Here is a 15,201-nt window from a genome sequence, read left to right as displayed (position 1 = left end):
CGGTGCTCAGGATACCGGCTCGGCAGCGATCAGCGTCGTTTGGCACGCCGCCAGACGATCAGACCGGCAAGCAATAACGCCAGGCCGATCAACACCGCCCAGGCAATCCGATAGAGCTCGTCATAGCTGAGCAGGGGTTTTTCGACACGGACATACCCCGGTGCCCCCAACATTTGACGCAAGGCGGTGTTGGCGTCCTCCACGGTGACCTGCCCCAACTGCCGCGCCGGGCTGGCAAAGCGGCCGTCGGTATAGTCGGCCAGTGCTCCCCAATAGTAGTCGGCCAGCGCCACATTGCCTTGCGCTGCCCAGGCTTGCCTGGCGATCGCAAGATTCTTCAGACGATTGAAGGTCGTCGCATCCACACCCTTGTCGCGCAGGCGCGCGATCATCTGCCCCATGACCAGGCCGGTCTGACCGATATCGGCCTGATCCACCTCGGCGTTCAGGCTCATCAGGCCGCTGTCGCCGTACGACTCGCGAGCCACCCAAGGACCATACGAAAGGCCATGGGCCAGCCGCAGTTCGCGGTAAAGCTCCCATTCCAGATAGGCCTGCAGCAGGTCCAGGGTGGCCGGGTGGGCGGTTTCAAGCACCGGTTCGAGGAAGTACAGATGAAGCTTGGCATCGTCGCCCAACCAGCCCTGAATCAGGTCGGCTTGCGGCTCGGCCACATGGGTCACTGAACGAAGGTCCTGATGATCGCTGGGTTCCACCGCATCCAGCGCACCCCAGGTACGTTCCAGATAGGCCGGCAGCAGTTTGTCCAGGCCACCCACCACGATCAGGCTCATGTTGTTCGGCGCATACCAGTTTTGCCGGACATCGCGCACCTGCGTAAGAGTCAGGGCGGTGACTTCGGCGGGTTGCGGGCACTTGAGCCCCAATTCGATGGCCAACTGACTGCTGGCATCGCTGTCCCGAGCGGGCTTGTCGAGCAAGCGCTGCAGGTGGGAATGATGGCCGCCATCTTCATGCTCGATGATGCGCTTGGCGCTGGCCAGGGCTTTTTCGTCGATGATGGTCTGAGTGACGGCAGCCAGCAGCAGGTCAAGTACCTTGCGCTGGTTGCGTGCTGGCGCCTCGATCACGAAGGTGGTGTCGGCGCTGCTGGTGAACGCATTCCATTCGCCGCCCAGCGCCTGCATGCGTTCTTCGAGACCGCCTTCGCCATGCTCGTCGATACCGCTGAACAGAAGATGCTCGAGCAGGTGAGGCAATTCTTGATCGGTGCAGGAAAAGTCGTCGAAACCGACGCCTACAACCAGGCGAATCGACACGTGGGCGCGCTCGTCGCCAGGTTTGAGCAGCAGTTGCAGGCCGTTGGGCAACAGATACCCTTCGACCTGGAAGCGGTCCAGCGCCACGGCTTCACGGCCGGCGCACAACAGCGTCGCTGCCAGAAGCCACAGGCATAGCAGGCGGTGCTGTGTGCCGGGAGCGCTTTTCACCCGCTCGTGCATGAATCCCTTCCATCGAAATTGACCAAGTCAATGGAACAGACTCCCTGGCCGACCAGTCGTTCATAGCACATTGCTGGCCACTACTGCGCGCTGCCTGGGCAGCGCGCAGCTTTCCGTGCTCAGGACTCTTCCTGGGACTCGCGACGCTTGCGGGCCATGGCGGTACGCATCTTGATGTTCACTGCTTCCACAGCCAACGAGAAAGCCATGGCGAAATACACGTAGCCCTTGGGTACATGCACGTCGAACGCTTCGGCGATCAGTACGGTACCCACCACCAACAGGAACGACAGCGCCAGCATCTTCAATGATGGATGCTGATCGATGAAGCGACTGATGGTGCCCGAAGCGACCATCATCACCAATACTGCAACGACGATGGCAGCGACCATGACCGGTACGTGGGACACCATGCCCACTGCGGTGATGACCGAGTCCAGCGAGAACACGATGTCGATGATGGCGATCTGGATGATGGTGTAGATGAAGTTGCCACCCTTGCCTGCAACCTCGTCACCGCCCTCTTCCTCGCCTTCCATGCCGTGGTAGATCTCTTGCGAGCTTTTCCACAGCAGGAACAGACCACCGAAGAACAGAATCAGGTCACGCCCGGAGATCCCCTGGCCGAACACCACGAACAGGTCGGCGGTCAGGCGCATGACCCAGGTGATCGAAAGCAGCAGCAGGATGCGCGTGACCATGGCCAGCGCCAGGCCGAAAATCCGCGTGCGTGCCTGCATGTGCTTGGGCATGCGGCTCACCAGGATCGAGATCATGATGATGTTGTCGATGCCCAGCACGATTTCAAGTGCCGTCAGGGTCAAGAAAGCAACCCAGATTTCCGGGTTGGTGAACCATTCCATGTGAAGTCCTTCGTGTTGAATGTCAGGGCGGCGCAAGGCCGGATGCTAAAGCGCCGCTACCATGGGGTAGCGGCGCGACGGCGTCCGGCCTGGCTCGCGAATAGAATTTATAGACTGCTGAACAGAGGAAAGATCCCCATTGCCAGCGCGGCGAACATTATGCACAGGCAAACCAGTACTGCCCACTTGAGGGTGAAGCGCTGGTGGTCGCCGAACTCGATACCGGCCAGGGCAACCAGCAGGTAGGTAGAGGGTACCAGCGGGCTGAGCAGGTGTACCGGTTGTCCGACGATCGAGGCACGGGCCATTTCCACAGGCGAGATGCCGTAGTGCGCTGCGGCTTCGGCCAGTACCGGCAATACGCCGTAGTAGAAGGCATCGTTGGACATGAAGAAGGTGAACGGCATGCTGACCAGCGCCGTGATCACGGCCAGGTACGGGCCCATGGCATCCGGAATCACTGCCAGCAGGCTCTTGGACATGGCATCGACCATGCCGGTGCCGGTCAGGATGCCGGTGAAGATACCGGCGGCGAAGATCAATCCGACCACGGCCAGAACGCTGCCGGCGTGGGCCGCGACACGTTCCTTCTGTGCTTCCAGGCACGGGTAGTTGACGATCATGGCAATACTGAACGCGACCATGAACAGCACCGGCAGAGGCAGCAGGCCCATGATCAGAGTGATCATCAGCAGCAGGGTCAAGCCGCCGTTGAACCAGATCAGCTTGGGCCGGCGTGCGTCAGGGAACTGCGACACGCTGATTTCGCTATGGTCGATCTCGTCACCGGGCAGGTGCAGCTCGCCCAGACGAACGCGCTCGCGCTTGCCGTACATGTAGGCAATCACCAGGATGGCGACGACACCGACCGCCATGGCTGGGATCATCGGCACGAAGATGTCCGAAGGGTCGACATGCAGGGCACTGGCAGCGCGCGCGGTCGGACCACCCCACGGCGTCATGTTCATGACTCCGCCTGCCAGAATGATCAAACCGGCCATGATCCTTGGGCTCATGCCGATGCGCTGGTACAGCGGCAGCATGGCGGCAACGCAGATCATGTAGGTGGTCGCGCCGTCACCGTCCAGCGAAACGATCAACGCCAGTACGGCCGTGCCGACCGAGACTTTCAGCGGGTCGCCCTTGACCAGCTTGAGGATCTTGCGCACTGCCGGGTCGAACAAACCCGAATCGATCATCAGCGCGAAATACAGGATGGCGAACATCAGCATCACGCCGGTCGGCGCAAGCTTGGTGATGCCCGCAAGCATCATCGGGCCGATTTCCGGCGCGAAACCACCGAACAGCGCGAACAGGATAGGCACGATGATCAAGGCGATCAGCGCAGAAAGGCGCTTGGTCATGATCAGGAACATGAACGTGATGACCATGGCAAAGCCAAGGAATGTCAGCATGGGAATACTCCAGGCACAGCGCAGCTAAGGACGAAGAACGAGAGGTTCAGCGAGGAATGGCAAGAGCCGGGAGTATGGGAAGGGAGGTACTGCGGGTAGGGATCATCAAGGACATCGGTTTCACCATTGTTGTTGTTCAAGAGGCCGAAAGCGCACCTGAGTGCTGCCATCTGGCCGGCCGGTCTTACGCCGGGGGTGAGTCGATCCTATGTCGGCAAGCTTTCAGCAACCTTTCGCCATTCAAAACGATACAATTGTGCTTGTGGGAGCGGGCTCTGCCCGCGAATGGCGCCCCCTCAATCTCAAGGCAACACCAACCCACCCGCCGCCTTGTGCAGCTGGCGCAGGTGTTCCCCCACCTGCTTCAGATTCGCCTCACTGGCCGCAATCTCCGCAGCCCGCTCTGGGGTCAGCAGCGCCCTCACCTCCTTGTCCAAGTCGGTACTCAAGCGCTGCAACTGTTGCTGACGCTGACTGCTTTCGGATTCCAGCCGCTGCCACTCCGCCGTCTGCGGCAACCCGTAGCCACCGTTGTCGAGCAACTCCGCCGGTCGGCTCAGAAAACCGCTATTGGCCAGTATTTCCTGCAGCATCTGGTTGGCATTGGCCACGCTGCCATCCCCCAACTCGCGGGCACCCAGATAGCGTTGCTTCACCTCATCCTGCGCCAACAGCAACTGGCGCCGGTAGCTGGCCTGCTCCAGCAGCAACAGCGCAGCACTGGTGCGCAGGTCGGCCTGGGCAAACCAGGGCCGTCGCTGCTGGGCGTCTTGCGCCAACCAATCCTCAACGGTTTGCTGGGGGATGGGCAGGTGCTTGCGCAGCACCTCGAACATGGCCTGGTAACGATCGCGATAGGAATCGAACCGATACCCCAGCCGCAACGCTTCGCGCGGATCGTCGAGCACACTGCCATCGGCCAGCCCGCGCCCTTCCAGCACCTCGAGCAAGCCGTTGGGCAAGATACTGTCGATGCCCTGAAGCCTTGGGTCATGGGTACCACTGCGCAGCAGCTTGAGGTTTTCCACTGCACAATTGTTGGACAGGAAGTAATAGCTGCCGTCGTAGCTCCAATGCATTTCCGCGGCATGGCGCACCAGCGACTCGATCTCGCCGCGGTCCAGCTTGAGTGGCACCGATGCCAGGCTGCGCAACTCGGTCTTGGTGTACTCGTCGATCACCTGGGACAGCGGCAACACGAACAGTCGCGACGGGTATTGCCCCATCAGACCGCCCCAGGTGGACAGCTGCACGTCATTGACGAATGCCCGATACGACAGCACCAGGTGCTGCTCCAGATCCAGTCGGCAGTCCGGCCCCCGCGGACGTCCCGGCGCACAGATGACCAGGCGCAGCATGCTGTGCCCCCAGCGACTGGCGAGGTTCTGATTGGCTTCGGCAAGCAGATAGTCCACCGCGTAGACACGTTGCGGATCGATCTTGCCCAGGGGTGTCTTGGCGAAGTCGCTGCCGGCATTCAGGTAAGGCAGACCCTCGGCGCAGCTTTGCTGGCGCGCGGGCGCCCAGTCGAAACGCGCCTTGAAGTACTCGAACAATGCCGGCCGACGGCAGGCATAAGCCGGATCGAGGAGAAAGTACTCCATGTTGACCGCGACGAATTCCTTTGGACTGCTGACTTCGTAAATGTCGGGACTGCGTACGATCTGACGGTTCTGCTCTTCGCGCTCACCTCGGCGTCCGACATATTGCTGCCAGCCGGCCAGGTCCAGCAGGCGTGGGTCGTCGCTCAGAGTAAAACGCCGCATACCCTGGCCACGGCACTCATCGGGCAAGCCAATCTTGCCCAGGCTGGCATTCTGGCGGCTGCAGCGGTTGATCAGCGCACGGTCTGCAGGCGTCCACAGGCGCGCCCGATCATAGATATGCGTGAGCTCGTGCAGCACGGTGGCCAGCAGCTCTTCGCGCACTGTGCCATGGGGACGATTGGTCTGCCGCTGAGCGGAAGAGCCATCGGCCAACCCCTGCAATTGATTGAGGTTCAACTCCAGGCTGGACACCAGAGATGCCTGGCCATAGGCATTGTCGGGCATGCGCGACGACCAGCTGACGTCGATACGCCGGTCCAACTGCTCGACGAACTGTGGTGGCAGTGCGGCCATCGCATCGTCGAGCAATGTTTGGCTGGCATCGGCCTGCCGAGCATCCAGCCCGCTGCGGTCCAGCACCAGCTGCAAACCGGCAGCAGCCTGGGCCGCTGTCAGCAGAAGGCCTGCCGTCAGCAGCCAGCGGGCCAATCGCCTCACAGTGCGAGAATGGCTTCGGCGAGGTCCTGGTCACTGGCGGCCCGCGCCTGTGGAACACGCTCACGCAGCGCATTGAAGGCGGCTTCCAGCTGCGCGCCACGGATGTTGCCCTGGCTGGCCACATAGCTGGCCGCGTCGTCCCGCGCTTCCAGGACCACCTTGGCGTCGCGGATCGAGGTTGTGGTGTCGGAAGTGAAATCGATCGACCGGCCAAATGCACGGACGATGATATTACTGGTGGCCACGACAGTTTGGGCCTGGGCCACATCGGCCAGCAAGAACAGGCCGAGGGTAGCGGCAATCAGCGGGGTACGCATGGAGCTTCTCCGTAATACGAGGTGTTTATTGGACGAGTATTGCCTGCGCCAGTTCAAGGTCGCTGGCGGCAATCCGAGGGTGCGCCCGGCGAATGACGGCCATGGCCGCCTCGAGTCGTGCCCCACGGCACTGCTCGCCGCTGGCGACGAAGCAGGCAGCGTCGTCCCGGGCAGACAGAATCAACTTGCGATCGAACGGTGCCGTGGTGACCTGGCTGGTCACGTACAAGGTGATTACCGACGACTGCAGGCTTACATCGAAGGCCGCAGCCGACGACGCCCAGACGGCGAGCAAGAATGACAAATAACGCATCAGGTTTCAGGTGTCGAGCGGTCGGGTCGGCAAGGCTAGCCCAATGCCTGCGCGAGGACCACCTCCAATGTCCGGCGGCCAGTAGCCTGCCGGATGTTTCATCTCGGGCAATGCTCGCTGCAGCGCATCAGATGGCAAGAATCGCCTGTGCCAGTTGGGCGTCGCTGGCTTGCATCTGAGGTGCAACCTTGCGGATGTGGGCAAAGGCACTTTCCAGCTTCACGCCACGAATGTCGCCTTGGCTGGCCACGAAGCTTGCAGCGTCATCCCGCGCTTCACGGACGATCTTGTCGTCACGCAGCGAGGAAGACAGATCGGAGGTGGCGTTGGTCGACGCGTTGACGCCACGCACCAGCGCATCGGTAGTGACGACGAAGCTTGAGGCCTGTGCGCCACTGGCCAAAGCCAACAGTACGGCGGCACTCAGCAAATGATTACGGGTCATGATGAATCTCCAGGTCTGAACGAGGTTTGAGCGCAATAAAGCTTATTAGAGCGCCTGGAAGCCTCGGGCGCCAGCACTCCGACCACGCCGACCAAGCAATGACTCAACTGTTATGGTTATAAATTAATAACCAAAAACTGTACTTGTCCTGTTTCACGCAGGCAAAAAAAACCCGTCAGCGTAGACCGCGACGGGTTTCTTGAATTCGGTGCTGGTTCGGCCTTCAGGCTCTGTTACCAGCGGGGCGTTGCATCAACGCCAGAACGGCTTGCTCAACTCTTCGCAACGCTGGGCTTCGCTGATACCGGCATCGGCCAGCAGACGAGCATCCAGACGAGCCAGTTGATGACGGCTGGCGATACGGCGCTGCCAAAGCATCAGGTTGGCGAAGAAGCGCAAAGGAGCCGAAGTTTGGACAGTTTGGGTGTTGGCCTGGAACAGGTCGGAACTGAGGGTACGTTCCATGATGTACATCCTTCCGCTTGTGGCGGGGCTGAGTAGTGGTTTATCTGGTACCCATTTTCCACGCTCGCCGTCCATAACAGTAGGCACAGTTCACCTGTATTGTGTGCAGTCAGTTAGCTGTTAAACCCAACTGTCTTGCTCTCGAATGAGGCAACTGTATGGGTCTGCACCAATTTAATGCATTTTACGTGAGTTTCGGGTGTTGAGCTGCCCTGATTCTCATTTCTTTACCAGTACAGTAGTACAGTTAAGTTTATTCAGTGTGATCTCTGATCAGGTTGTACAGAAACTCATTTGCCGGAACCCGCAACTGTATGTGTGAGGGGGCAACCCGGTACTGATTTCACGCAGATCGGTGCGCCATTGCAGTGCTGAGCGCCTACGGGTCCGCAGCGCTCGTTTGGCTCTGCCAGCTGTTCTCCCCCTCCAATGAAAAACCCCGCCATGGGGCGGGGTTTTTCAGAACGGCAGCCCATCTGGTGCGTGGGTTCGGAATGCTATTCCACGGCCTTTACCATGTCTTCGATGACCTTCTTCGCGTCACCGAATACCATCATGGTCTTGTCCAGATAGAACAACTCATTGTCCAGGCCCGCGTAGCCACTGGCCATCGAGCGCTTGTTGACGATGATGGTCTTGGCCTTGAACGCTTCCAGGATCGGCATACCGGCAATGGGCGACTTCGGATCGTTCTTGGCGGCAGGGTTGACCACGTCGTTGGCCCCCAGCACCAGCACCACATCGGCCTGGCCGAATTCGGAGTTGATGTCGTCCATCTCGAAGACCTGGTCGTAGGGCACTTCGGCCTCCGCCAACAACACGTTCATGTGTCCCGGCATGCGCCCGGCCACCGGGTGGATCGCATACTTGACGGTCACCCCGGCATGGGTCAGTTTTTCCGTCAGTTCTTTCAACGCGTGTTGCGCGCGGGCCACTGCCAAACCATAGCCTGGCACGATGATCACGGTGTCGGCGTTGGTCAGCAGGAACGTGGCATCATCCGCCGATCCCGATCTCACTGGCCGCGCTTCCTTGGTACCAGCCGGGCCCGCGTCTGCAACGGCGCCGAAGCCACCGCCGATGACATTGAAGAACGAGCGGTTCATCGCCTTGCACATGATGTAGGAGAGAATCGCCCCGCTGGAGCCCACCAGCGATCCGGCGATGATCAGCATCGAATTGTTGAGCGAGAAACCGATACCCGCCGCCGCCCAGCCCGAATAGCTGTTGAGCATCGACACCACCACCGGCATGTCCGCCCCGCCGATCGGGATGATCAACAGCACGCCCAGCACGAACGCCAATGCCAGCATCAGGCCGAAGGCGGCATAGCTGCCGGTGAACATGAAGATCAGCCCGCACAGCAAGGTGCCAAGACCCATCAGCAGATTCAACTTGTGCTGCCCGGAGAATTGCACCGGCGCGCCCTGGAACAGGCGGAACGTGTATTTTCCGGACAGCTTGCCGAAGGCGATCACCGAACCGGAAAAAGTGATGGCGCCGATTGCCGCGCCGAGGAACAGCTCCAGGCGATTGCCGGTCGGGATCGGGTCGCCCAGCTGCGCGACGATGCCCAGGGATTGCGGCTCGACCACGGCGGCGATGGCAATGAACACCGCTGCCAGTCCGATCATGCTGTGCATGAACGCCACCAGTTCCGGCATCTTGGTCATTTCCACGCGCTTGGCCATGATCGACCCGGCAGTACCGCCAACCAGCAGGCCGACCAGCACGTAGCCGATCCCGGCGGTGGCCAGTTCTGCGCCCAGCTTGTAGATCAGGCCGACCGTCGTGAGCACGGCGAGCGTCATGCCCAGCATGCCGAACAGATTACCGCGGCGGGACGTGGTCGGATGGGACAGGCCCTTCAATGCCTGGATGAAGCAAACCGATGCCACCAGATAAAGAAGCGTAACCAGGTTCATGCTCATTGTTTGGACGCCTCATCCTTCGCTTTCGGTGCTTTCTTCTTGAACATCTCCAGCATCCGTCGGGTCACCAGGAACCCACCAAATACGTTCACCGCTGCCAGCGCAACCGCAAGCGTGCCCATGGTCTTGCCCAGCGGTGTCACGGTGAGCGCTGCCGCGAGCATGGCGCCAACGATGACGATGGCCGAAATGGCGTTGGTCACGGCCATCAGGGGAGTGTGCAGCGCCGGTGTCACGTTCCAGACCACGTGGTAGCCAACGTAGATGGCCAGCACGAAAATGATCAGGTTGTAGATACCGTGAGAGATCAGCATGTCTTCCATTGTCGTTGTCCTCAGCCGTTCTTGCGCACGATCTGCCCATCGCGGCACATCAGGCATGCCGCGACGATGTCGTCTTCCAGATTGATGGTGAACTGCCCGTCCTTGTCGAACAGCAGCTTCATGAAGTCCAGCAGGTTGCGTGCATACAGGGCCGAAGCATCGGCGCCGACCTGCGCCGGAAGGTTGGTCGGGCCGACGATGGTCACGCCGTTGTGCACCACGATCTGATCGGCCACGGTCAGCGGGCAGTTGCCGCCTTGCAGCGCCGCCAGGTCGATGACCACCGAGCCCGGCTTCATCTGCGCAACTGTCTCCGCACCAAGCAGCGTGGGTGCCTTGCGGCCGGGAATCAGCGCGGTAGTGATGACGATGTCAGCCTGTTTGGCGCGCTCGTGGACCGCTTGCGCCTGACGCTGCATCCAGCTGGCAGGCATGGGTCGGGCGTAGCCGCCGGTACCGACGGCGCATTCACGTTCCTCGTCGGTTTCATACGGCACGTCGAGAAACTTCGCGCCCAGCGATTCGATCTGCTCCTTGACCGCCGGTCGCACGTCAGAGGCTTCGATCACCGCGCCCAGGCGCTTGGCCGTGGCGATAGCCTGCAAGCCCGCCACGCCAGCGCCCAGAATCAGCACGCGAGCCGCTTTGACGGTACCGGCCGCAGTCATCAGCATCGGCATGAAGCGTGGATAGTGGTGAGCGGCCAGCAACACCGACTTGTAGCCGGCGATGTTGGCCTGTGAAGACAGCACGTCCAGGCTCTGTGCACGTGAAGTGCGAGGGGCCGCCTCCAGGGCAAAGGCACTGATGCCTCGCTCGGCCATCTTGGCGATCAACGCGTTGTTGAACGGGTTGAGCATGCCCAGCAGCACTGTACCGGTAGGCATTTGCAGCAACTCTGCGTCGTTGGGCGCGTTGACCTTTAGCACCAGTTGCGTGGCAAACGCCTGGGCAGCGCTGCCAATGGTTGCGCCAGCGGCCTGATAGGCATCGTCGGTCACGCTCGCGAGAACCCCTGCACCGCTTTCAACCGTCACCGCATGGCCCTGAGCAACCAGCTTCTTGATGGTCTCCGGGGTAGCGGCTACACGTGTTTCGCCCTGCTGCGTTTCGAGAGGAACACCAATGTGCACGTTGTATCTCCTGCTGGATCTTCTTTCTGGTCGTACCCATGCACTGGCCGTGGCGCATTGTGCCAGGGCGCCATAAGCGCGATACCGCCTGAAAGCGGCGGGCCGCGGCATTTTGCAGGCCCCGACGAGCGGCTTCAACCCGTTATGGAGCGATACGCCCAGGGCACTACAAGTCACGCTGTGACCGAATGTCGCGCTAATACCGCTTCAAGCCCTCTGGTACGGGCATTACAGGCGGAGCAGCAGGGCTCGAAATATTTTGCGAAATATTTATTGGCTACGCGCGGTGGCGCGTCAAAAACACGCCATATGCAGGCCTCACAATGGCTTGAGCGGAAAAACGGCCGTTTTCACAAGGTTTCATCAACGCGCCATAAACGTATATCTGTAGGTTCCTACCGATCACCACTACCGGCTTTCAGGCAGTGCATGCGGGGGTTGGTGATAATTCTCTGCCTGCTGCATCAACCAGTCGCGAAAGATCCGCAGCGCCGCCAGCTCGCGATGCCTTTCCGGCACGGCCAGGTAGTAAGCCTTGGGGCTGCGCAACTCATGGGCATTGGCAACGACCAGGCTGCCCTCGCGCAACTCGCGCTGGATCAGGAAAGGAGGAATCAGCGCGAGCCCCATTTCGTGCACCGCAGCCTGTGCCAGCATGGAGAATAGTTCATAGCGCGGCCCGCCGAGGTCACGGGACACGTTCAACTCAAGGCTGGCAAACCATTGCCGCCATGCATAGGGACGTGTGCTTTGCTGCAACAGTGCAAGCTCGGCAATGCGTGCCGGCGCCAGCGCAGGCTGCCCTTCCAGCAAGGCCGGGCTGCAGACCGGGACAGGGTGCTCCTCCATCAGCCTGCTGGTCTGCGTCCCCGGCCACTCACCATCGCCAAAGTAGATCGCCGCGTCGAAGTCGGTGTCGGCAAACAGGAAAGGTCGTGTTCGGTTGGTCAGGTTGACCGTGATCTGCGGGTGATGCCGCTGGAAGTCCTTCAGGCGCGGCAACAGCCACTGCGTACCGAAGGTCGGCACCACGGCCAACTCCAGGGTGCTGGCGCCTTGCTGCCCCATCACCGCCAGTGTCTCGCGCTCCACGGCATCGAGTTGCGCGGCCACCCGGCGGCTGTATGAAAGCCCAGCCTCGGTAAGCTTCACGCCACGCTTGGAACGCCGGAACAGGCGCACGTCGAGAAATTCCTCGAGGTTGGCGATCTGTCGACACACTGCACCCTGGGTCAGGAACAGCTCCGTGGCCGCTTTGGTAAAGCTCTCATGGCGTGCCGCCGCTTCGAAGCAGATCAGTGCCGCGGTACTGGGAATTCGTCTGCGCATGTAACTGTTCCTCACTCCCCTGCCGGCTGTTCTGGCCGGGGCATGTTCACGGAGTGAGAAATTATCACAAGCTCATGCTTAATCCTCCTTTGCTCGCCATAGCATGGACGCCTACTCTCATGTCATACAGCTTTCCCGAGGACGCGCACATGGCAAGCTTCAACTGGATCGACCCACTGCTGCTGGACCAACAACTCACGCAGGAAGAGCGCATGGTGCGCGACTCTGCCGAGCAATACGCTCAAGGCAAACTGATGCCGCGAGTGCTGGAGGCGTTTCGCCACGAAACCACCGACCCTGCCATCTTTCGCGAGATGGGCGAGATGGGCCTGCTCGGCGCGACCATCCCCGAAGAGTTCGGCGGCAGTGGCCTGAACTACGTGTGCTACGGCCTTATCGCCCGTGAGGTCGAGCGGGTGGACTCTGGCTATCGTTCGATGATGAGCGTGCAGTCGTCGTTGGTCATGGTGCCGATCAATGAATTCGGAACTCAGGCGCAAAAGCAGAAATACCTTCCCAAATTGGCCAGCGGTGAGTGGATCGGCTGCTTCGGCCTGACCGAGCCCGACCATGGCTCGGATCCTGGGGCGATGGTCACGCGGGCGCGCAAGGTCGAAGGCGGCTACCGCATGAGCGGTAGCAAGATGTGGATCACCAACAGCCCGATTGCCGACGTATTCGTGGTGTGGGCCAAGGACGATGCGGGAGATATCCGCGGCTTCATTCTGGAAAAAGGCTGGGCCGGGCTCAGTGCACCTGCGATCCACGGCAAGGTCGGGCTGCGCGCATCCATCACCGGCGAGATCGTCATGGACAACGTGTTCGTGCCGGAAGAAAACATGTTTCCCGATGTGCGTGGCCTCAAAGGTCCCTTCACGTGCCTCAATTCGGCGCGCTATGGCATTTCTTGGGGGGCGCTCGGCGCTGCCGAGTTCTGCTGGCACACTGCCCGGCAGTACACTCTGGATCGCCAGCAATTCGGTCGGCCATTGGCAGCCACCCAGCTCATCCAGAAAAAGCTGGCTGACATGCAGACCGAGATCACCCTGGCCCTGCAAGGCTGCCTGCGTTTGGGTCGCATGAAGGATGAAGGCACGGCGGCGGTAGAGATCACCTCGATCATGAAGCGCAACTCCTGCGGCAAGTCCCTGGATATCGCGCGCATGGCCAGGGACATGCTGGGCGGCAACGGTATTTCCGATGAATTCGGCGTGGCCCGTCATCTGGTCAATCTGGAAGTGGTCAATACCTATGAGGGTACTCACGACGTGCACGCCTTGATCCTGGGGCGGGCGCAAACCGGCCTGCAAGCCTTCTATTGATAGGAGGTTGTCATGGGCGCCCTTTCGCATCTGCGTGTTCTCGACCTGTCGCGGGTACTCGCCGGGCCATGGGCCGGGCAAATCCTGGCCGACCTCGGCGCCGAGGTCATCAAGGTCGAACGCCCGGGCCGCGGTGACGACACCCGGGCCTGGGGGCCACCGTTCCTTGCTGATCAAGCAGGTAACAGCACGGGTGAAGCGGCCTATTACCTGGCGGCCAACCGCAACAAGCGTTCGGTCACCATCGACTTCACGCGGCCCGAAGGGCAGCAGTTGGTGCGCGATCTCGCTGCCGGCTCCGACATTCTCATCGAGAACTTCAAAGTAGGCGGGCTCGCCGCCTACGGCCTGGACTACGCATCACTCAGCGCTGTGAACCCGCAATTGATCTACTGCTCCATCACTGGTTTCGGTCAGACCGGCCCCTATGCAGCGCGCCCCGGTTATGACTTTATGGTGCAAGGCATGGGTGGCCTGATGAGCCTCACCGGCAAAGCGGACGGCGAACCCGGAGCCGGGCCTGCCAAGGTGGGCGTGGCCCTGACCGATATCCTCACCGGCCTGTACTCAACCGTTGCCATGCTGGCCGCGCTGGCGCATCGCGACAAGGGCGGCGGCGGACAACAGATCGACATGGCCCTGCTGGATGTGCAAGTAGCCTGCCTGGCCAACCAAGCGATGAACTACCTCACGACAGGGGTGGCGCCTGAGCGTCTGGGCAATGCCCATCCGAACATCGTGCCTTACCAGGATTTCCCCACGGCCGATGGCGACTTCATCCTGACCGTGGGCAACGATAGCCAATTCGCCAAGTTCGCGCGGGTGGCGGGTCACCCGGAATGGGCAAGCGACCCCCGATTCGCTTCCAATCAGCAGAGAGTCGTCAACCGCAAGCAACTGATTCCTCTCATCCGGCAATCGACCGTGTTCAAGACCACCGAGCAGTGGGTGGCCGAGCTGGAAGTTGCCGGTGTGCCCTGCGGGCCTATAAACGACCTGTCACAGGTATTTGCCGACCCTCAGGTAGTGGCCAGGGAGCTTGCGATCCATATGCAGCATCCGCTGGCCGGCACCGTACCGACGGTTGCCAGTCCCCTGCGGCTCAGTGCCAGCCCTGTGGAGTATCGGCATGCGCCGCCTTTGCTGGGCGAACACACCAGGGAAGTACTGCAACAGTTGCTGAACATGGACGCCCTTACCTATGACCAGCTTCACGCTGCAGGTGTGGTGTAGCCGTTCTCCTTATAGAGAAGAGCGCTTGGAAGTGGGGTTATGACGGTTTTTGAAATTGGGGGTTGACGGCAGATCTGGAGTGTCTATAATTCGCCCCACTTCCGGCGCAGCCGAGACGATAAACTCTTTGTTAATCAATGGGTTGGCCGTTTCGGAGAGTTCGAAAGGGTTTCGATCTTGAAGGTCGGAAGCGGTGAAAAAGGCAGTTGACAGCGGTTTGAAACGCTGTAGAATTCGCCTCCCGCTGACGAGTGATCGAAGCGAGTCAAGTGTTTGAAGTTGTTCAGGTTTCTGGCCAAATACTTCAAAATAAATGCTTGACAGGATGTGAGGCTAGCGTAGAATGCGCGCCTCGGTTGAGACGAAAGAATCAACCCACCGCTCT

Annotated in this window: 14 protein-coding genes; 2 read left to right on the top strand and 12 right to left on the bottom strand. The window is 60.6% G+C overall.

From position 1 onward, the window contains the following. Positions 1-29 precede the first annotated feature (29 nt). From IFT98_RS14315 to IFT98_RS14260, 12 genes are all read right to left on the bottom strand, one after another. Positions 30-1,463: a M16 family metallopeptidase gene (locus IFT98_RS14315; protein ID WP_192050381.1), complete on the bottom strand. Its 1,434-nt coding sequence runs from the start codon at positions 1,461-1,463 to the stop codon at positions 30-32. Between the two features lie 119 nt (positions 1,464-1,582). Beyond that, positions 1,583-2,326 carry a TerC family protein gene (locus tag IFT98_RS14310; protein ID WP_122480112.1) on the bottom strand — a complete coding sequence of 248 codons (744 nt, stop codon included), beginning with the start codon at positions 2,324-2,326 and terminating at the stop codon, positions 1,583-1,585. A 107-nt stretch (positions 2,327-2,433) separates the two neighbouring features. Further along, a complete protein-coding gene (locus IFT98_RS14305) occupies positions 2,434-3,741 on the bottom strand; it encodes a CitMHS family transporter (protein WP_122480113.1) in 1,308 nt (435 codons plus the stop codon). Between the two features lie 302 nt (positions 3,742-4,043). Further along, complete coding sequence (locus IFT98_RS14300) at positions 4,044-6,005, bottom strand: DUF7844 domain-containing protein (protein WP_342214169.1); 1,962 nt, start codon at positions 6,003-6,005, stop codon at positions 4,044-4,046. Next, positions 6,002-6,322 carry a DUF2388 domain-containing protein gene (locus IFT98_RS14295; protein WP_122714879.1) on the bottom strand — a complete coding sequence of 107 codons (321 nt, stop codon included), beginning with the start codon at positions 6,320-6,322 and terminating at the stop codon, positions 6,002-6,004. The genes IFT98_RS14300 and IFT98_RS14295 overlap by 4 nt, the downstream gene beginning before the upstream one ends. Before the next feature lie 25 nt (positions 6,323-6,347). Continuing rightward, complete coding sequence (locus tag IFT98_RS14290) at positions 6,348-6,635, bottom strand: DUF2388 domain-containing protein (protein WP_192050383.1); 288 nt, start codon at positions 6,633-6,635, stop codon at positions 6,348-6,350. A 127-nt stretch (positions 6,636-6,762) separates the two neighbouring features. Continuing rightward, positions 6,763-7,080: a DUF2388 domain-containing protein gene (locus tag IFT98_RS14285; protein ID WP_122480116.1), complete on the bottom strand. Its 318-nt coding sequence runs from the start codon at positions 7,078-7,080 to the stop codon at positions 6,763-6,765. Between the two features lie 252 nt (positions 7,081-7,332). Next, positions 7,333-7,545 (bottom strand): DUF1127 domain-containing protein, encoded by a 213-nt coding sequence (locus tag IFT98_RS14280; protein WP_192050385.1) that lies wholly within the window; start codon positions 7,543-7,545, stop codon positions 7,333-7,335. 497 nt (positions 7,546-8,042) lie between these two features. After that, positions 8,043-9,476 (bottom strand): NAD(P)(+) transhydrogenase (Re/Si-specific) subunit beta, encoded by a 1,434-nt coding sequence (locus IFT98_RS14275; RefSeq protein ID WP_192050387.1) that lies wholly within the window; start codon positions 9,474-9,476, stop codon positions 8,043-8,045. Then, on the bottom strand, positions 9,473-9,799 hold the full coding sequence (locus IFT98_RS14270; protein ID WP_122714883.1) for an NAD(P) transhydrogenase subunit alpha: 327 nt from the start codon (positions 9,797-9,799) through the stop codon (positions 9,473-9,475). The genes IFT98_RS14275 and IFT98_RS14270 overlap by 4 nt, the downstream gene beginning before the upstream one ends. Positions 9,800-9,810: 11 nt before the next feature. Then, the gene (locus tag IFT98_RS14265; RefSeq protein ID WP_192050389.1) at positions 9,811-10,932 is read right to left on the bottom strand and encodes a Re/Si-specific NAD(P)(+) transhydrogenase subunit alpha; all 1,122 of its coding nucleotides are present in this window, start codon (positions 10,930-10,932) and stop codon (positions 9,811-9,813) included. Between the two features lie 408 nt (positions 10,933-11,340). Further along, the gene (locus IFT98_RS14260) at positions 11,341-12,261 is read right to left on the bottom strand and encodes a LysR family transcriptional regulator (protein WP_192050391.1); all 921 of its coding nucleotides are present in this window, start codon (positions 12,259-12,261) and stop codon (positions 11,341-11,343) included. A gap of 119 nt (positions 12,262-12,380) precedes the next feature. Here IFT98_RS14260 and IFT98_RS14255 point away from each other — a divergent pair, with 119 nt between their 5' ends. Next, entirely contained in the window at positions 12,381-13,583 is a 1,203-nt protein-coding gene (locus IFT98_RS14255; protein WP_446730841.1) for an acyl-CoA dehydrogenase, read from the top strand. A 12-nt stretch (positions 13,584-13,595) separates the two neighbouring features. After that, a complete protein-coding gene (locus tag IFT98_RS14250) occupies positions 13,596-14,816 on the top strand; it encodes a CaiB/BaiF CoA transferase family protein (protein WP_192050395.1) in 1,221 nt (406 codons plus the stop codon). Positions 14,817-15,201 lie beyond the last annotated feature (385 nt).

The sequence above is a fragment of the Pseudomonas sp. CFBP 8770 genome, assembly GCF_014841705.1.
Taxonomy (GTDB): domain Bacteria; phylum Pseudomonadota; class Gammaproteobacteria; order Pseudomonadales; family Pseudomonadaceae; genus Aquipseudomonas.
The sequence above is the reverse complement of the archived record's forward strand: the minus strand, read 5'-3'. Positions and strand labels throughout refer to the sequence as shown.